Below are 18618 nucleotides of genomic sequence, written 5' to 3'. Positions count from 1 at the left end.
TCAGATGCCGAGTTCGGCGCGCACGGCCTGCCAGTTCGCGCGCGTCATCAGCTTGCCGCTCGTCTGCGTGTCGGCCGGCGGCGTCTTGCCGTCGCGAATCCATTCGACGAGGTTCTGCGTGCTGTCCTTGCCGTGGTTCGTCGAGCTGACCGCAATCGTCCCGTAGAAGCCGGTCGGCTCCTTCTTCTGGAATTCGGCGAACGCCTCGCCCGCGCCGTTGATGCCCACGCCGATCACGTCGGCCGCCGGGATATGCAGCTGCTCGGTCGCGCGCACCGCGCCGAGCACGGTTTCCTCGTTCAGCGCGTAGACCACCCACTTCTTCACGTTCGGATGGCGCGCGAGCACGGGCGCGGCAGCGCTGAAGCCGCCTTCGTCGTCGGTCGTCTTCTGCGGCGCGTCGAAGATGTTCTCCTTTCGGAAGCCGTTCGCGAGCAGCGCCTGCGTCGCGCCGTCGGTGCGCAGCTTCGCGGTCGGCAGCTCGTAGTTCGTGATCCGCAGCGCGCCAACTTCCTCGGGCTTCCAGCCGCGCCGTTTCATCTCGTCGGAAATCGCCTGGCCGACCTGGTTGCCGATCTTGGTCGCCGACATTCCGAGGTGCGGCACGTTCGGCAGCGGCTTGCCGGTCGAATCGACGAGCTGGTCGTCGACGGTCACGAACTTCATGTTGTAGCGCTTCGCGCGTGCGGCGATCGCCGGGCCGAGGCGGACGTCCGGCGCGCAGATCACGAAGCCCTGCGCGCCCTGCGAGCCGAGGTTGTCGATCGCGGCCAGCACCTTCTCGCCGTCGGGCGTGCCGATCTTCACGACCGAGAAATTCTCCTTCTGGCCGAGCGCGGAGGCCGCGTTCTGCTCGTTGATGAACCAGGCCTGCTCGGGCATCTTCACCAGGAAGCCGATCTTCAGCGGCGCGTCGGCGCGCGCGGCGCCCTGCATGCCGAGCGGTGCAATGCAGAGTGCGGCCAGCAGCGCGCGCAGGGTATGGCGGCGAATCGTGTGAGTCGTGCGGTTCATGCGGTGTCTCCTTGATATCGGCTTGTGCCGTAATGGTTCGTCGTGTGCGATCGCGCCTCGGCGCGACCGCGTGATCAGCGGCCGAACGCGTCGGTCTGCACGCGCCGGCCGAACAGGAATGCATCGGCGACGAGCCGCAACGGCCGTACGTCGACGTCGCTTTCGCCACGCGCGATCAGCGCATGGAAGTGCGCATACAGCGCCGGGTATTCGCGTTCGGGCCCGAGCTCGACCGGCTCGCCTGCAATCGACAACTGCGCGCCGCCGCGGCTGATCGCGAGCACGCCGTCGGCCGTGTCGACCGCGATCTCCCATTGCTCGACCGGGCCGTGCCGCCAGTCGAATTCCGCACGCACCGGCACGCCGTCGGTATCCGCGCAATCGAGCTCGGCGGCGATCGGCGTCTGCACGTCGCTCGGCACGATGAGCGTCGCCTCGCGCAGCACGAGCTCACGCGGCAGGATCCGCGTGACGATCGACAACGCGTTGATGCCCGGATCGAACACGCCGAGGCCACCCGGCTCCCAGATCCATTGCTGCCCCGGATGCCAGCGCCGCACATCCTCTTTCCAGCGCACCTGCACCGCGCGGATCGCGCGCGTCGCGAGCCATTCACGGGCGGGCTCCACCGCACTCGCGCAGCGCGAATGCCAGGTCGCGAACAGCGTGAGGCCGCGCTCGCGCGCAAGCGCCTCCAGCACGGCCACTTCGCCGAGCGTCGCACCCGGCGGCTTCTCGAGCATCACGTGCTTGCCGGCTTCGAGCGCAGCGCGCGCCTGCGCGTAGCGCACCTGCGGGGGCGCGCACAGCGACACGGCGTCGAGCTCGCGCTCGGCGGCCAGCAGCGCGCGCAGGTCGCGATAGTTGCGTACGCCGGTGACTTCCGCGTGACGGCTCGCGCACGCGGTCAACTTGAAACCCGGTTCGGCGTCGATCGCCGGCAGATGCTGGTCGCGTGCGATCTTGCCGATGCCGACGACACCCAGCGAAACCTGATCACTCATCGTGCATGCCTCCTTCGCGAATCGTTCGGTGACCGTTCAGTGCGCCCAGCGCAGCACGAGCGGATCGAGCCGGCGCGCGATCGCGAGCAGTTCCGCGCGCGTGTCCGGATGCAGTTCCGGCATCGGATGCCGCGGCCGCTCGCTCGCGATCACGCCGCCTTCGCGCATCAGCGCCTTCGCGGTGAGGATCCCGGACTGGCGGTTCTCGTGGTTGATCAGCGGCAGCCATGCCTGGTAGCGCGCGTAGGCGTCGTCATGGCGCCCTTCGCGCCACGCTTCGAGGATCGGCCGGATGCCGTCCGGAAACCCGCCGCCCGTCATCGCGCCGGTCGCGCCCGCATGCAGATCGGCGAGCAGCGTGATCGCCTCCTCGCCGTCCCACGGCCCTTCGATGGCATCGCCGCCGAGCCGGATCAGCTCGCGCAGCTTGTTCGCGGCGCCCGGCGTCTCGATCTTGAAGTACGCGACCTGCTCGATCTCGCGCGCCATCCGCGCGAGGAACGGAGCGGATAGCGCGGTGCCGCTCGCGGGCGCGTCCTGGACCATGATCGGAATCGCGATCGCGTCGGACACGCGCGCATAGAACTCGAAAATCTGCGCTTCGGGCACGCGGAACGTCGCGCCGTGATACGGCGGCATCGCCATCACCATCGCCGCGCCGAGCTGCTGCGCGCGCAGGCTGCGCGCCGCGCACGCCTGCGTGCTGTAGTGCGACGTCGTGACGATCACCGGCACGCGGCCGGCGACGTGCTCGAGGATCGTGCGCGTGAGCACGTCGCGCTCGTCGTCGGTGATCGCGAACTGCTCGGAGAAGTTCGCGAGAATGCACAGCCCGTCCGAGCCCGCGTCGATCATGAAATCGACCGCGCGCTTCTGGCTTGCAAGGTCCAGCTCGCCGGTATCGGCAAACGTCGTCGGAACGACGGGGAAAATGCCGCGATGGCGCGGCGTGCTGCTCGATGTCATGGTTCGCGTCCTGCTTCGGCCTCGGTCACGACCGGCCGTCATGCGTTTACGGTTTCACGTTGCACGGGCCCGGAAGGCCCGCGACCGGCTGCCGCGCAGCCGCTCAATGCGAATGGCTCGGCACGTCAGCGCCGCGCGTGCCGACCAGGAAGTCGAGGTCGCACCCCTCGTCGGCCTGCAGCACATGATCGATGTACAGCCGTGCGTAGCCGCCCTTGCCGAGCTGGCCGGCAACACCCGGCGCCGCGGTCGGATCGACGTCCGACAGGCGGCGCTGCAGTTCGTCATCCGTAATGTCGAGATGCAGTGTGCCGGCCTCGCAGTCGAGCTCGATCCAGTCGCCGTTGCGCACGGCCGCGAGCGGCCCGCCGGCAGCGGCTTCCGGCGCGACGTGCAGCACGACCGTGCCGTACGCGGTGCCGCTCATCCGCGCGTCGGAAATCCGCACCATGTCCTTCACGCCCTGGCGCAACAGCTTCGGCGGCAGCCCCATGTTGCCGACCTCGGCCATCCCCGGATAACCGCGCGGCCCGCAGTTCTTCAGCACCATCACCGAGCTTGCGTCGATGTCGAGCGCCTCGTCGTTGATCGTCGCCTTGTAGTGATCAAGGTTCTCGAACACGACCGCGCGACCGCGATGCTTCAGCAACTCGGGGCTCGCCGCCGACGGCTTCAGCACCGCGCCGCGCGGCGCGAGATTGCCGCGCAGGATGCGGATGCCGCCGTCCGCGATCAGCGGCCGGTCGAGCGGGCGGATTACTTCTTCGTCGTAGTTCGGCGCTTCGCGCACGTTGTCCCACAGCGACTTGCCGTTCACCGTCAGCGCATCCGGGTTCGGCAGCAGCCCGCCTTCGCCGAGCCGGCGCAACACCGCCGGCAGGCCGCCTGCGTAATAGAACTCTTCCATCAGGAAGCGCCCTGACGGCATCAGATCGACGATCGTCGGCGTGTCGCGGCCGATGCGCATCCAGTCTTCCAGTTCGAGCGGCACGCCGATGCGGCCCGCGATCGCCTTCAGGTGGATCACCGCGTTGGTCGAGCCGCCGATCGCCGCGTTCGCGCGGATCGCGTTCTCGAACGCCGCGCGCGTCAGGATCTTCGACAGCACCAGCCCTTCGAGCGCCATTTCGACGATGCGGATGCCCGACATGTGCGCGAGCACGTAGCGGCGCGAATCGACGGCTGGAATCGCCGCGTTGTGCGGCAGCGCGACACCGAGCGCCTCGGCCATGCACGCCATCGTCGACGCGGTGCCCATCGTGTTGCAGGTGCCGGCCGAGCGCGACATCCCGGCTTCGGCCGACAGGAAGTGATGGACATCGATCTCGCCGGCTTTCAGCGCTTCATGCAGCTGCCACACGGCGGTGCCGGAGCCGATGTTCTTGCCCTCCAGCTTGCCGTTCAGCATCGGGCCGCCGGACACGACGATCGCCGGCACGTCGCAGCTCGCCGCGCCCATCAGCAGCGCGGGCGTCGTCTTGTCGCAGCCGGCGAGCAGCACGACCGCGTCGATCGGGTTGCCGCGGATCGCTTCCTCGACGTCCATCGACGCGAGGTTGCGCGTGAGCATCGCCGACGGCCGCAGATTCGATTCGCCGTTCGAGAACACCGGGAACTCGACCGGGAAGCCGCCCGCCTCGGAGATCCCGCGCTTCACGTGCTCGGCGAGCTTGCGGAAGTGCGCGTTGCACGGCGTCAGTTCGGACCACGTATTGCAGATGCCGATGATCGGCCGGCCGTCGAACTCGTGATCGGGGATGCCCTGGTTCTTCATCCAGCTCCGGTACATGAAGCCGTTCTTGTCGTTCGTGCCGAACCATTGGGTAGAGCGCAGCCTGGGTTTCGTTGCCGACATCGTCAGTCCTGTGGTGACGGGATACCGGCGCAGTCTAGGCAGAATTTTGATAACTGGCTAATGACGTTTTTGGCGATTACGATATCGATTCCGATATCGATATAAACCCGTACGATGACCGAAGCCAGCCCGTGGGGAAACCGTGGCCGCCTGAAGACGCGCCAGCTTCTGCTGGTCGTCGCGCTCGCGGACGAAGGCAGCATTCACCGCGCGGCGGCCGCGCTGAACATGACGCAGCCGGCCGCGTCGAAGCTGCTGCGCGAACTCGAGGAATCGATCGGCGCGGTGCTGTTCGAGCGCCTGCCGCGCGGGATGCGGCCGACGCTCTACGGCGACGCGCTGATCCGCCATGCGCGCGCGGCGCTCGGCAGCCTCGATCAGGCGCACGAGGAGCTGGCCGCGCTGAAGGCCGGCCACCTGGGCCATGTGGCGGTGGGGGCGATCACGTCACCGGGCCTGCGGCTCGTGCCGCCGGCCGTCGCCGCGGTGAAGGGCACGCATGCCGGCCTGCACGTGTCGGTCGAGATCGACACCAGCAACGTGCTGCTCGAACATCTCGCGCAGGAAAAAATCGACATCGTGATCGGCCGGCTCTCCGCCGAACACGACAAGCTGCGGCTGCGCTACGAGCCGCTGACGGGCGAGCCGGTGGCCGCCGTCGTGCGGCCCGGCCATCCGCTGCTCGCGCACGCGCCGCTGTCGCTCGCGGACGTGCAGCGCGCCGCGTGGGTCGTGCCGCCGGCCGGCAGCGTGCTGCGCCACCGCTTCGATCTCGTGTTCCAGCGCGCGAGCCTCGCGCCGCCGGCGAACCTCGTCGAGACGTCCGCGCTGCTGTTCATCACGCAGCTGCTCGAACAGAGCGACATGATCGCGGTGCTGGCCGAGGACGTCGCGCGCTACTACGCGCGGCACGGGATCGTCACGGTGCTGCCGCTGGAGATGGATTGCCGGATGGACGATTTCGGGATCATCACGCGCACCGACCGGCTGCATTCGCCGGCCGTCGCGATGATGGCCGATGCGATTCGTGGGGCGGCGCGGGAGGTTTACGGTGTCGCGCTGTGACGTCGTCGCGGCGGTTCCGGCCGACTACGCGGCGGCATACTCGACCACCGGCTCACAACGAATCGGGAAGTTGACCGAATTCGCGACATAGCACTTCGCGTGCGCATCGTGATGCAGATGCGCGGCCCGTTCGCGATCGTCGCCGGCCTGAATCGTCACATGCGGGCGCAGCACGATTTCGGTGAAGCGGCCTTCATCGGCGCTGTCGAGCATCGTGCCTTCCGCGTTGTCGACATAGGCGAGCACGCGAATACCGGCTTCCGAGCACAGATGCAGGTACCAGAGCTTGTGGCACGCCGATGCCGACGCCAGCAGCAGGTCTTCCGGGTTCCAGCGCGCGGCATCGCCGCGAAACGCCGCGTCCGACGAACCCGGGATATCCGGCTTGGAACCGGCCCGGATCACATGGTCCCGGCCGTACTCGCGATACCCCGACGTGCCGGTGCCGCGATTGCCGGTCCACTCTACTGCGACGCGATACTTGTGTTCGCCAGATGCCATCTCGCTCTCCATGGATGTGGGTTGCTTCGGCCGGGCCGGATGTCGTTTGACGAAGCCCGCCTGCGATCGCCATTTTGGCACCGGATTCCCATTTGGTATACCATTATTCCAAACTGACGGAACATGCAGGCATGGAAGCCAAACTCGATTCCACGGCGGACGCGGTCGCCGCCTCGTTGCGGGACATGATCATCAACGGCGAGCTGGAAGCCGGCGAACGGCTCGTCGAGCGCGACCTGGCCGACCGGTTCGGCATCAGCCGGATTCCGATGCGCGAGGCGATTCAACGCCTCGAGCGCGAAGGCTTGCTGGACATCTTCAGGAATCGCGGCGCCGTCGTGCGCATGCTGAGTGCATCGGACGTGCAGGAAATCTACGACTTGCGCGCGCTGCTCGAAGGCGACGCGATCTACCGGAGCGTGAAGCGGCTCGACGACGAGACGCTGGCGCGCGCCGAGCTCGTCCATCGTTTGCTCGGCGATGCGGCCGTGCCGCGCCGGCAAGGCGAACTGAACCGCGAATTCCACGCACTGCTGTATTCATGCTGCGGCAACGCGCGGCAGTTGAAGACGATCGCGGAGCTGCGCAGCCAGGTCGAACGGTACGAGCGCCTGCAGGCCACGCTGCTCGCCGATACGCCGTCGTTCCAGGTCGAGCACGAGGAGATCCTGCAGGCGTGCCGCGAACGCAATGCACGCGCGGCGCGCTCGATGACGGTCGCGCATCTCGAATCGGCCAGGCGCATCGTGATGCGGCTCGTCGAAGGCGGGTGAGGCCGGCGCGCTGCGATTACCGCTTTCAACACGGCGCGCGGCTCCGAACCGGGTCGCGCCGGTTGCGGCGACAACCTCGAGGCACTCGATGCAGCCTCGCATCAAACCGGCGGCTTCGCGCCCCCGCCCGGCACGCGGCCAGTCGTACCCCGCACCACCAGCCTCGGTAGCGACGCGACACGCACGCTCGACGCCGCGTCGCGCTGGCCCCCCGCCTCGCGCAGCGCATTGAGCAGCTCGACCGCCAACCTGGCGGCCTCGGCGGTCGGGATCGCGACGGTCGTCAGCGTGGGCCGCGTGTCGCTCGCCAGGTGAATGTCGGTGATCCCGACGATCGACAGATCATCCGGCACTCGCCGGCCGCGATCGGCCGCCGCATGCATCGCGCCGATCGCCGGCAGGTCGTTGGTCGCGACCAGCGCGGTCAACTGCGGGTGCTCGTCGAGCAACCACCCCGCCGCGCGCACGCCGCCTTCGATCGAATCGGGCTCGGCCGCGACGATCGACGCATCGAGCCCCGCTTCGCGCATCACGTCGACGAAGCCGTCATAGCGCGCCGCCTGCACGCCGCTCGCCGACCCGCCGACGATCACGCCGATCTCGCGATGGCCGAGCTCGATCAGATGTCGCGTCGCGATCCGCCCCGCCTCGCGGAAATCCACCGCCACGCACGGCAATCCATCGGGCGGCGCCTCCGGCCGCTCCCACAGGCACAGCACGACCGGCACGCCACGCGCTGCCACATCGAGAAGATCCGGCAGATGCAGGTTCGCATTCGTCACGAGAATCCCTTCGGAGATCGTGCCGGCGATCTGGTCGAGATACGCACGCCCCTGCAACGGATCTTCGTTCGTGTTGCAGACGATCAGGAACTGCCCGTTACGCCGCACCGCGCGCTCGACCGCCAGCGCGAACTCCGGGTAGAACGGGTTCGCGATGCTCGACACCATCAGCGCGACCGTCGGCGCGCGCCCCTCCGCCAGCGCCCGCGCGGCGAGATGCGGCCGATACCCGAGCGCCTCCACGGCTTCCAGCACCCGCGCGCGCGTCGCCTCGCCCACCCGGCCGCGATCGCGCAGCACGTTCGACACGGTTGCGGCCGTCACGCCGGCGCGGCGCGCCACTTCATCCAGGGTTGCCATCACTTGCTCACTATATGAGACGTCTATTCAATATTTGCTTCGCTCACCGAAGCGGCGCACTATCGCCGCACACCCTGCCGCCCGACCGACGGGCGCGACTCGGCCGCGATCGCATCGCCTCTTTTTTTGATCGCGATGATTAAGCGCTTAATCACTGATGAAAGCGCATTAGAACATGGAGCGGAGACAATGGCGAGCATCTCGATGCGGCGCGTGCAGAAAGCCTACGGCGATCACGCGCCGGTCATTCGCGACGTCGATCTGGAGATCGGCGCGCACGAGTTCTGCGTGTTCCTCGGGCCGTCCGGATGCGGCAAGTCGACGTTGCTGCGGATGATCGCCGGGCTCGAGGACCTGAGCGCGGGCGAGCTGTCGATCGATGGCCGCCGCGTCGACGACGTGCCCGCCGCCGAGCGCGGTGTCGCGATGGTGTTCCAGAGCTACGCGCTGTTTCCGCACATGACGGTCTACGAGAACATGGCGTTCGGGCTGAAGCTCGCGCGCGTGCCGAGGGCCGAGATCGACCGGAAGGTACGCGATGCCGCGCGCATCCTGCAACTCGATACGCTGCTCGATCGCAAGCCGAAGGCGCTGTCGGGCGGGCAACGGCAGCGCGTCGCGATCGGCCGCGCGATCGTGCGCGAGCCCGGCGTGTTCCTGTTCGACGAACCGCTGTCGAACCTCGACGCGGCGCTGCGCGGCCAGACCCGCATCGAAATCGCGAAGCTGCACCGCCAGTTCGAACGCGCGAGCGTCGTCTATGTGACGCACGACCAGACCGAAGCGATGACGCTCGCCGACAAGATCGTGCTGCTGCATGCCGGCGCCGATACCGCGCAGCACGGCAGCATCGCGCAGGTCGGTGCGCCGCTCGACCTCTACCACCACCCGGCCAGCCGCTTCGTCGCAGGCTTCATCGGCTCGCCGCGCATGAACTTCCTGCCGGCCGTCGTGACCGCCTGCGATGCGCATCGCACGACCGTCACGCTCACACCGTCCGGCGAAACCTTCGTACTGCCACGCGACGGCTCGGCGCTCGGTGCAGGCGCCACCGTAACGCTCGGCATTCGCCCCGAACACCTGACGCTCGGCGCCGCGCACGACGCGACGTCGCTCGCACGCGACGTCGTACTTGTCGAACGCCTCGGCGAACAGACCTACGTGCATCTCGAGCAGCCCGGCGGCCACTCGCTCATCGCGAAGGTGCCCGGCGACGCGCAGGTGCGCAGCGGCGAGCGCGTGCTCGTGCATGCGCCGGCCGCGGCCTGCCATCTCTTCACCGAAGACGGCCGCGCGGTGCCCGCGTGCGCCGACGTCCACGTTCACCACTACGCATAAGGATCGGGCATGCGCCTCGGAGTCTGTTATTACCCGGAACACTGGCCGGAAACGATGTGGGCCGACGATGCCCGCCGGATGAAAGCGCTTGGCATCGAGCAGGTGCGGATCGCCGAATTCGCGTGGAGCCGGATCGAGCCGTCGCCGGGCGAATACGACTGGGGCTGGCTCGATCGCGCGATCGACGTGCTCGGTGCGGCCGGCCTCGAGATCGTGATGTGCACGCCAACCGCCACGCCGCCGAAATGGCTGGTCGACCGTCATCCCGACATCCTCGCGATCGGCGCGGACGGACGGCCGCGCAAGTTCGGCTCGCGCCGCCACTACGACTTCTCGTCGCCGACCTATCTCGACGCGTCGCGCCAGATCTGCACGGCGGTTGCCGAACGCTACGGCCGCCACCCGGCCGTGCGCTACTGGCAGACCGACAACGAACTCGGCTGCCACCAGACCGTCGTCAGCTACTCGCCGGCCGCGCTCGTGCGCTTCCGTGCGTGGCTGAAGGCGCGCTACGGCACGATCGACGCGCTGAACCGCGCGTGGGGCACCGTGTTCTGGAGCATGGAATATCGCGATTTCGACGAGATCGACGCGCCCGTCGGCACCGTGACCGAGGCTCACCCGTCGCACCGCCTCGACTACCGGCGCTTCGCGTCGGACGAAGTTGCGCGCTATCACCGGATGCAGGTCGACGTGATTCGCGCGCACTCGCCGGGCCGCCCGGTCGCGCACAACTTCATGCAGCTGTTCACCGAGTTCGATCACTACAAAGTGGCACGCGACCTCGACGTCGCGACCTGGGACAGCTATCCGCTCGGCGCGCTCGAGGAGCAATGGTTCGCACCCGACGTGAAGGCGCGCTGGCTGCGCACCGGCCATCCCGATTTCGCGTCGTTCAATCACGACCTCTATCGCGGCATGTCGAAACTGCCGTTCTGGGTGATGGAGCAGCAGCCGGGCCCCGTGAACTGGGCGCAATGGAACCCCGCGCCGTTGCCGGGCATGGTGCGCCTGTGGAGCTGGGAAGCGTTCGCGCACGGTGCCGGCTGCGTGTCGTATTTCCGCTGGCGGCAGGCGCCGTTCGCGCAGGAGCAGATGCATGCGGGCCTGCACACCCCCGACGACCAACTCGACGAAGGCGGCCGCGAGGCGCAACGCGTCGCGAACGAGATCGCGGCCGTGCACGACGCCGGCGCGGATGCGGACGGCACCGTGCGCGCCCCCGTTGCACTGGTCTTCGACTACGACGCGAAGTGGCTGTTCGAAGTGCAGCCGCAGGGCGCCGATTTCCATTACCCGCGCTTCGCGTTCGAGTACTACTCGGCGCTGCGCTCGCTCGGCTTCGACGTCGACATCGTTTCCGCGCACGCGCCGCTCGACGGCTACCGCCTCGTCGTCGTGCCGCCGCTGCCGGTCGTCCCGGACGATTTCGCCGCGCGGCTCGCGACGTCCGGCGCGCATGTCGTGCTCGGCCCGCGCACCGGTTCGAAGACCGTCGACCTGCAGATCCCGCCGACGCTGCCGCCCGGCCCGCTTGCGTCGATCCTGCCGGTGCGCGTGTGGCGCGTCGAATCGCTGCGGCCGAACGTGACCGAGCAGATCGACGGCACGCTGCGCGACGGCGCGCCGCTCGCCGGCAACGCACGCCACTGGCGCGACTTCGTCGAACTGCACGACGACACCCACAGTGTCGTGCGCGCACGCTTCGCCGACGGCCATCCGGCTTGCGTGTCGCACGGCATGCTGCACTACTGGGCCGCGCTGTTCGACGACGCGACTACCGTCCGGCTGTTCGCCGACGTCGCGGCCGAAGCCGGCCTCGCGCCCGCCCCGCTCGGCGACGGCGTGCGCGTGAGCCGGCGCGGCGGCCTGACCTACGTTTTCAACTACGGCGACGCGCCGCACACGATCGACGCGGTGCCGCCGTCGGCGTTCGTGCTCGGCACGGCGCAAGTCGGGCCGCAAGACGTGGCCGTGTATCGAAGCCGTTCGTAGCACCCGCTACCGGCGCCACGACACGCCGGTCACGTACAACGACACCCAGAACTGGAGACACGTATGACCCATCGCCCCCTTCGCGCCGCCGCCCGGCTCGCCACGGCCGCCGCTGTCGCACTGGCATCGCTCGGCATGACGGCGCCCGCCGATGCCGGCACGCTGACGATCAACATCGCGTTCAAGGGCGCCAGCCAGCGCGCGGTCTGGCAGTCGACGCTCGAAGCGTTCCGCAAGGCGCATCCCGACATCGACGTGAAGGCGACCTTCGTCGACGAGGAAGCGTACAAGGTGCAGCTCCCCGCCTGGCTCACGACCATCGCACCGGACGTCGTGAACTGGCACGCGGGCGAACGGATGGCGTACTACGCGAAGCGCGGGCTGTTCGAGGACCTGAGCGGCGACTGGACGAAGAACGGCTGGGGCGCGATGTATGCGTCGACGCGCGACGCATCGTCGTACAACGGCAAGCAGTACGCGGCGCCGACCGTCTACTACTCGTGGGGGCTGTTCTATCGCAAGGACCTGTTCCGCAAGGTCGGCATCGCCGACGAGCCGAAGACGTGGGACCAGTTTCTCGACGCGTGCAAGAAGCTGAAGGCGGCCGGCATCACGCCGATCGCGGTCGGCGGCCGCGACGCGTGGACCCTCGCCGGCTGGTTCGACTATCTCGACCTGCGCGTGAACGGCAACGCGTTCCACCAGCAGCTGATGGCCGGCGACGTGCCGTACACCGACCCGCGCGTGAAGAAGGTCTACACGACGTGGAAATCGCTGATCGACGCAGGCTACTTCATCGACAACGCGCTGTCCTACGATCTCGACGGCGCGCAGCCGTTCCTGTTCCAGGGCAAGGCCGCGATGATGCTGATGGGCACCTTCATCGCGGCGGGCTTTCCGCCGAACGTGAAGCCGGAAATGGGCTACTACCGCTTCCCGATCATCGACCCGAAGGTGCCGACCGCCGAGGACGGCCCGGTGGAATCGCTGCACATCCCGACGAAGGCGAAGAACAAGGCCGACGCGCACACGTTCCTCGCATTCGTCGAAACGCCCGAGATGGGCGCGAAGCTCGCGGAAGGGCTCGGCTCGCTGTCGGCCAACAGCAAGTCGCCCGAGCCGGCCGATCCGATCTCGCGCGTCGGGTTCCGGATCCTTGCCGACACGAAGGGCGGCGTCGCGCAGTTCTACGACCGCGACATGACGAAGGAAATGGCGGACGAGGGGATGAAGGGAATGCAGCAGTTCCTCGCGAATCCCGCGCAGCTCGATACGGTGCTCGCGCAACTCGAACAGACCCGCAAGCGCATCTACAAGAAGTAACCGCGTGACCCAACCGGCGGCCCCGCGCCGCCGTGCCCGTTCAGGAGGCTTGCCGTGTCCAGTCCGATCACGTCCCCCCCGCCCGCCGGCGCAGGCGCCGCGCCGCCGCCACGCGGCGCATCCGCCGCCACCGCCCTGCCCGCGCGTCGCCCGTCGCCCGCCTTGCGGCGCCAGCAGCGCGCCGCGTGGCTCTTTCTCGCGCCGGCCTGCGCGATGGTTGCCGTCTATGTGATCTGGCCGATCCTGTCGACGCTGTGGCTGAGCCTGTACAACTGGGACGGAATGACCGAGCGCACCTTCGTCGGTCTCGCGAACTACGCGGAGCTGCTGCATGCGCCGACGTTCTACACCGCGCTGCGCAACAACGTGATCTGGCTCGCGCTCTTCATGCTCGCGCCGCCGCTCGGCCTCGCGCTCGCGTTGTACCTGAACCAGGCGGTGGCCGGCATCCGGCTCGTGAAGTCGCTGTTCTTCGCGCCGTTCGTGTTGTCCGGCGTGGTCGTCGGGCTGATCTTTTCGTGGTTCTACGATCCGACGTTCGGCCTGCTCGCGCTGATCGCCGGACACGGCATCCCGGTGCTCGGCGATGCGCGCTACGCGACGTTCGGCATCGTGTTCGCCGCGCTGTGGCCGCAGACCGCGTACTGCATGATCCTGTACCTCACCGGCCTCACGTCGCTCAACCCGGAACAGATCGAAGCCGCCCGGATGGACGGCGCGCGCGGATTCGCGCTGCTGTGGCACGTGGTGCTGCCGCAGTTGCGGCCGACCACCTTCATGGCGATCGTCGTCACGGTGATCGGCGCGCTGCGCAGCTTCGACCTGATCTCGGTGATGACGAGCGGCGGCCCGTTCGAAAGCTCGACCGTGCTCGCGTATTACATGTACGACCAGGCGATCAAGTACTACCGGCTCGGCTATTCCGCGTCGATTGCGGTCGTGCTGTTCGCGATCATGCTCGTCTACATCGTGTTCCAGTTGCGCCGCCTTCTGCGCAACGAGCAATAACCTGACCGGTGGCCATCATGTTTCCGACTCCCGTTGCTCAATGGAAGCCTGTCTCGCGCAGGCTGTACAAGCTGTCGTTGCCGGTTGCGCTGCTGATCTGGCTGCTGCCGATGATCGCGGTGTTCGTCACGTCGGTGCGCTCGACCGAGGAACTGGTCGAAGGCCACTACTGGGGCTGGCCACGGCACTTCTCGATGATCGAGAACTATCGCGACGCGCTCACGACGTCGCCGATGCTGCATTACTTCTGGAATAGCGTGCAGATCACGGTGCCTTCCGTTGTCGGGTCGATTGCGCTGGCGGCAATGGCGGGCTTTGCGCTGGCGACCTACAAGTTTCGCGGGAGTACGGCGCTGTTCGGGACGTTCGTTGCCGGTAACTTCGTGCCCGTGCAGGTGTTGATGATTCCGGTGCGGGATCTGTCGCTCAGGCTCGGTGTGTTCAATACGGTCGAGGCGCTGATTCTTTTTCACGTCGCGTTCCAGACGGGGTTCTGCACGCTGTTTTTGCGCAACTTCATCAAGCAGCTGCCGTTCGAGTTGATCGAGGCGGCGCGGATCGAGGGGGCCGGGGAGTGGACGGTGTTTTACCGGATCGTGCTGCCGTTGATCCGGCCCGCGTTGGCCGCGCTGGCGATTCTCGTTTTTACGTTCGTGTGGAACGACTACTTCTGGGCGCTGTGTCTCACGCAAGGGGATGAGGCCGCGCCGATCACGGCGGGCGTCGCCGCGTTGAAGGGGCAATGGACGACGTCGTGGAATCTCGTGTCCGCCGGGTCGATTCTGGCGGCGTTGCCGTCCGTCGCGATGTTCTTCGCGATGCAGAAGCATTTCGTGGCGGGGCTGACGTTTGGTGCGACCAAAGGCTGAACGCGCAGCTTCGCGTATTCGTATCTCCCCCTCCGCATCGTGAGGTTGCCCGCTTCGGCGGGCTTTTTTTATTGTCGGGGATTGGCCGGGGGGAGGTACAGGTCATCTGTGACTTTGACGAATCCAATAGCCTTATATCGCTTGGCCCGTTCTTTGGCGGCGATGCGGCCGACGAATGTACAAGGTCATTGGAGCGGCTTGGGCTGACATACATCGACGACTTTTTCGTCTTCGAAGGGCTTGTGCCCGACTGGTGCTCGTTCGAAGTATTTTGACATGCGTGCCGATCTCTAGCTTCCGAAGGCTGCACTGGTCGATTAACGCCCTCAACCCGCGCACGAATCGACTAATGCCGCCACTGTTGGATTGCTGTCTGTACGCCGCCACGCAAGCGCGACTTCATATGGCACCGGCGTCCCTCGTCCGGCAAGTCGCGTGAATTTCACGTCCGACACCTCCTTCGACGCAAGCGGTTCCGGTACGAGCCCAACGCCTAGGTTCGCAGCCGCAAGTCCGATGATTGTGTCCATTTGCATTGCGTGCTGTACCACCCGCGGGACAAATCCGGCCGCAGCACACGCGTCGAGGATTGTCGCGTACAAGCCGGGCCCTTCCGTCGGCGGAAACAGAATCCATGGCTCGCGCGCGAGCGCCGCAAGCGGCACGGAGCGACCAGGCGAAGTAGCGAGCGCGTGCTTCGCAGACATGACAGCGACCATGCGACTCTTCAACAGCTTGCGCTTTGCAATGCGCCGGTCGACGTTGACGTCAAGGGGCAGCACGACAATGGCGACGTCGAGACGGTCTTCGTCGAGCGCAGCGAGCTGCTGACTAGTGGTCGCCTCAGCCAGGTCAAGCGCGACATCGGGATGCGTCTGTCGAAAGCGCGCAATCAAAGGAGGCAAGACGTGCCGCGTGGCGCTCGCCACAAAACCGACTCTGAGAGAACCCATAAGCCCCTGGCCCGCACGCCGGGTGAGCTCAACGGCGCGCTGAGACTGTTCCAGTGTCCTGCGCGCCTCTTCGCGCAAAACCTTGCCGGCCGCGGTTAAAGACGTCACGCGATTGCCGCGTTCCAGCAAGCGCACGCCCAACAGCAATTCGATCTGTCGGATCGCCGCCGTCAGTGGCGGCTGAGCCATGTTGAGTTGCTCTGCAGCACGACGGAAATTCATCGTCTCTGCGACGACGAGAAACTGTTCGAACTGCCGAAGAGTGAGGGTTGCCATACGACAAGAGTATCAGAACAGCTGTTCAATCGTATTAGACGTATCGTATTTCCGGTTTTAACCTGCATCCAACGCAAACGAGTGGAGCCGGAAATTGACGGAGAAAAAACATGCAGTTGTAACCGGTGGCGCGAGCGGCATCGGCTTCGGCATCGCGCGCGCATGCATCAACGCGGGCTATCGCGTGACAATTGTCGGTCGAAACGACCAACGGTTACGAGACGCCGTTGCGAAGCTGGGGCCTGCGGCCACCTGCCAACGCGCTGACGTAGGCCAGCGCGCGGATGTCGAGTCCGCACTCGCGAACGTCGAGCGCGTAGATCTGCTGGTCAATGCCGCGGGATTCGTACGTTCCGTGAGTCTCGATGCTGCGCTCGACCAGGTCGAGCCGGATTGGGACGCGGTCATCGAAACCAACCTCAAAGGCAGCTTTTTGATGGCGCACTGCGTCGCGCCACTGTTGCCCCGTCCTGGGGGGCGAGTTATCAATATCAGTTCGATTGGTGCACAAACTGGCGGCAACAGGCCGGGGGGGCTGGCCTATGCCGCAGCGAAGGCGGGCTTACACGGCCTTACCTTTGCGCTCGCGCGAGAACTGGCGCCACACGGCTGCACTGCTAACGTTATCGCGCCAGGCTTCATCGCCGGGACGGGATTCACCGGCGGGTGGTCCGAAGAACGCGTTACCGCCATCGTCGCAGAAACGCCTGTCGGTCGCCCCGGCACCCCGGACGACGTGGCCGCTGCGGTGCTCTGGCTTGCCTCGGAGGCCGCGAGCTTCGTAACCGGCACTGTTATTGCCGTCAATGGAGGATGGCGAATGGGCTGAGTGCTTCTGTCCAGCTACGTTTAGCAGTTCAAAGTACTTTAGCGCCCGCGCCTATGTCCCATTTCTCCCGGAACGAGTCATTGACGATTCGGCACGTCAGTAGTCCGTTCAGGGTCGAGAAACGACATCCACGGAAATCTGCGATGAACGATTCCCCTGGCCGCTACTGCGACGCTGAGTTCGGGCCGCAGCCCTTGAGCCGCAGCAATGCGTCGACCGACCCGATGTTCTTCTCATGCGCCACAAGCATCTGCGTAAGCGCATGGTGCATGTCGGGCTGCATGAGCGTCGGTAGCAACGCCTGCAGCTTCCGCACGACCCACCGCTGCCCACGATTCAAAAACGCCAGCCGCTCGGCCAGTTCATCGATCGCCATCGCCTTCTCATAGAACGCCCCGGTAGCATGCGTCGGCGCCGCATCGAGCGACCGAATCGCGTCGACCAGCACCGCACACCAGTGCGCCTCATCCTGGCGAATCCCGGCCACAAGCCGATGAAGTTCGGGATCGTCGATTTCCGCCGCCGTCTCCGATGCAACCCGCGCACCTGCGCGCTCGGCTTCCAGCAGCTCATTCAGCAACGCGAGCAACGCGTCGCGCTGCGCATCGGCGTAATCGTCCGCCGATGTGGCGGGGCGGGCGTCGCGCCCGTCGTCGCGGGTCCGGTTCGACATGCGATGTCCTCCGTTCAGGAAGCGTGGCGCACCGGTTCGTCCAACGTGGTTCCGTCAGGCGCTGCCTACATGACAGCGTCCACGCATCACGCAGACGACAGCGCGGCCAAACAAAGAATGGCTCACAAGTCTGACATAGCCCTGTGACACGCGTTGCCAGGCGGCCCGTCGCGCATGATGCACCTCAAGCCACACCGCCACGCACAGCCGACATCACGTCCACCCTTCAAGCCTCAACGTCGACCGCACCAGCCGCTGCTCCTCCTGCTCGATCTCCCGCAGATACTCGACACACTGGCGAATATGCTCGCTAGCTGCCTTGCGCGCCTGCTCGGGCAACCGCCCCGTCACCGCGTTATAAAGCCGCGCATGCTGCCGGTCGATCTGCTTTTTCAATGGCTCGCGGTGATAGAGATTGTTCACCGACGCAAACACCGAACTCAGCAGCAGATCCGTCAGCGACTGCAGCGTATTCACCAGCACCGGGTTATGCGAAGCCTCGCAGATCGCGAGATGAAACGCGTGATCGAGCTTCGCGCGCGCGGCCGGGTCGAGATCCTGCGCATCGGCCGCGGTCATCTCCTCATAGCGACGCTTGATCAGGATGAAATCGGCCGGCGTGCCGCGCAGCGCCGCGAGCCGCGCGGCCTCCGTCTCGAGCATCCCGCGCACCTCGAACAGGTCGTATAGCGTGCGCGGCTGCGAGCCGAGCAGATGCATCATCGGCGTGATCTCGCGTTGCGGGGTCAGGCTCGCAACGAACGAGCCCTTGCCGTGCGTGGTGTCGATGATGCCGCGCGCGCGCAGCAACTTCATCCCTTCACGCACGGCGGTGCGCGACACGCCGAGCTTCTCGGTCAGCCGCCGTTCGGACGGCAATGCCTGCCCGGCCTTCAGCACGCCGTCGACGATCAGCTGCTCGATGCGCTCTGCAACGACGTCGGCCACGTTCCGCGCCGGGCCCGCCTGTTCCTGCATTCCCATACTGGTATGACCACTTCGGAAGGATATCGGCGATTTTCCCACAAACCCTT

The 18618-nt window shown here is 66.6% G+C and carries 16 protein-coding genes and 1 pseudogene; 8 read left to right on the top strand and 9 right to left on the bottom strand.

Annotated elements, in window-relative coordinates; all coding sequences use genetic code 11:
* The 4 genes from FFS49_RS00375 to FFS49_RS00360 form a co-directional block, all read right to left on the bottom strand.
* Entirely contained in the window at nt 1–1014 is a 1014-nt protein-coding gene (locus FFS49_RS00375; RefSeq protein ID WP_046548784.1) for an arabinose ABC transporter substrate-binding protein, read from the bottom strand.
* 74 nt (nt 1015–1088) lie between these two features.
* Entirely contained in the window at nt 1089–2018 is a 930-nt protein-coding gene (locus FFS49_RS00370) for a Gfo/Idh/MocA family oxidoreductase (protein ID WP_039340374.1), read from the bottom strand.
* A 36-nt stretch (nt 2019–2054) separates the two neighbouring features.
* Nucleotides 2055–2984 carry a dihydrodipicolinate synthase family protein gene (locus FFS49_RS00365; protein ID WP_105818350.1) on the bottom strand — a complete coding sequence of 310 codons (930 nt, stop codon included), beginning with the start codon at nt 2982–2984 and terminating at the stop codon, nt 2055–2057.
* A 103-nt stretch (nt 2985–3087) separates the two neighbouring features.
* Nucleotides 3088–4839, bottom strand: a complete 1752-nt coding sequence (locus FFS49_RS00360) for an IlvD/Edd family dehydratase (RefSeq protein ID WP_105818351.1) — start codon at nt 4837–4839, stop codon at nt 3088–3090.
* Nucleotides 4840–4953: 114 nt separating this feature from the next.
* On the opposite strand from FFS49_RS00360, the gene FFS49_RS00355 reads away from it, so the two are divergent.
* Nucleotides 4954–5904: a LysR family transcriptional regulator gene (locus tag FFS49_RS00355; RefSeq protein WP_039340363.1), complete on the top strand. Its 951-nt coding sequence runs from the start codon at nt 4954–4956 to the stop codon at nt 5902–5904.
* A 24-nt stretch (nt 5905–5928) separates the two neighbouring features.
* On the opposite strand, the gene FFS49_RS00350 is transcribed toward FFS49_RS00355, so the two are convergent.
* Nucleotides 5929–6405, bottom strand: a complete 477-nt coding sequence (locus tag FFS49_RS00350) for an OsmC family protein (protein WP_039340361.1) — start codon at nt 6403–6405, stop codon at nt 5929–5931.
* A gap of 131 nt (nt 6406–6536) precedes the next feature.
* Between FFS49_RS00350 and FFS49_RS00345 the strand changes: the two genes are divergently transcribed.
* On the top strand, nt 6537–7178 hold the full coding sequence (locus FFS49_RS00345) for a GntR family transcriptional regulator (RefSeq protein ID WP_046548790.1): 642 nt from the start codon (nt 6537–6539) through the stop codon (nt 7176–7178).
* A gap of 101 nt (nt 7179–7279) precedes the next feature.
* Here FFS49_RS00345 and FFS49_RS00340 read toward each other — a convergent pair whose 3' ends face one another.
* On the bottom strand, nt 7280–8320 hold the full coding sequence (locus FFS49_RS00340; RefSeq protein ID WP_105818352.1) for a LacI family DNA-binding transcriptional regulator: 1041 nt from the start codon (nt 8318–8320) through the stop codon (nt 7280–7282).
* Nucleotides 8321–8509: 189 nt separating this feature from the next.
* Here FFS49_RS00340 and ugpC point away from each other — a divergent pair, with 189 nt between their 5' ends.
* The 5 genes from ugpC (at nt 8510) to FFS49_RS00315 (ending at nt 14853) form a co-directional block, all read left to right on the top strand.
* Nucleotides 8510–9658 carry a sn-glycerol-3-phosphate ABC transporter ATP-binding protein UgpC gene (gene ugpC, locus FFS49_RS00335; RefSeq protein ID WP_105818353.1) on the top strand — a complete coding sequence of 383 codons (1149 nt, stop codon included), beginning with the start codon at nt 8510–8512 and terminating at the stop codon, nt 9656–9658.
* Nucleotides 9659–9667: 9 nt separating this feature from the next.
* On the top strand, nt 9668–11653 hold the full coding sequence (locus FFS49_RS00330) for a beta-galactosidase (RefSeq protein ID WP_105818354.1): 1986 nt from the start codon (nt 9668–9670) through the stop codon (nt 11651–11653).
* 63 nt (nt 11654–11716) lie between these two features.
* Nucleotides 11717–12976 carry an extracellular solute-binding protein gene (locus tag FFS49_RS00325; RefSeq protein WP_039340351.1) on the top strand — a complete coding sequence of 420 codons (1260 nt, stop codon included), beginning with the start codon at nt 11717–11719 and terminating at the stop codon, nt 12974–12976.
* A gap of 54 nt (nt 12977–13030) precedes the next feature.
* Nucleotides 13031–13984, top strand: a complete 954-nt coding sequence (locus FFS49_RS00320; protein ID WP_105818355.1) for a sugar ABC transporter permease — start codon at nt 13031–13033, stop codon at nt 13982–13984.
* Nucleotides 13985–14001: 17 nt separating this feature from the next.
* Nucleotides 14002–14853, top strand: a complete 852-nt coding sequence (locus FFS49_RS00315; protein ID WP_046548796.1) for a carbohydrate ABC transporter permease — start codon at nt 14002–14004, stop codon at nt 14851–14853.
* 326 nt (nt 14854–15179) lie between these two features.
* On the opposite strand, the gene FFS49_RS00310 is transcribed toward FFS49_RS00315, so the two are convergent.
* Nucleotides 15180–16082 carry a LysR family transcriptional regulator gene (locus FFS49_RS00310; RefSeq protein WP_039340347.1) on the bottom strand — a complete coding sequence of 301 codons (903 nt, stop codon included), beginning with the start codon at nt 16080–16082 and terminating at the stop codon, nt 15180–15182.
* 94 nt (nt 16083–16176) lie between these two features.
* Between FFS49_RS00310 and FFS49_RS00305 the strand changes: the two genes are divergently transcribed.
* Entirely contained in the window at nt 16177–16911 is a 735-nt protein-coding gene (locus tag FFS49_RS00305; protein ID WP_105818356.1) for an SDR family NAD(P)-dependent oxidoreductase, read from the top strand.
* Between the two features lie 163 nt (nt 16912–17074).
* Here the strand turns inward: FFS49_RS00305 and FFS49_RS00300 are convergent.
* Nucleotides 17075–17521 (bottom strand): annotated as a pseudogene (locus tag FFS49_RS00300) (DUF6306 domain-containing protein); the annotation flags it as partial.
* Between the two features lie 276 nt (nt 17522–17797).
* Nucleotides 17798–18568 carry a transcriptional regulator GlcC gene (gene glcC, locus FFS49_RS00295; protein WP_105818358.1) on the bottom strand — a complete coding sequence of 257 codons (771 nt, stop codon included), beginning with the start codon at nt 18566–18568 and terminating at the stop codon, nt 17798–17800.
* Nucleotides 18569–18618 lie beyond the last annotated feature (50 nt).

The organism is Burkholderia sp. 4NA327C6 (assembly GCF_005502655.1).
Classification (GTDB): domain Bacteria; phylum Pseudomonadota; class Gammaproteobacteria; order Burkholderiales; family Burkholderiaceae; genus Burkholderia; species Burkholderia contaminans.
Note: the sequence above shows the minus strand (reverse complement) of the source record. Positions and strands in the feature narration are given on the sequence as shown.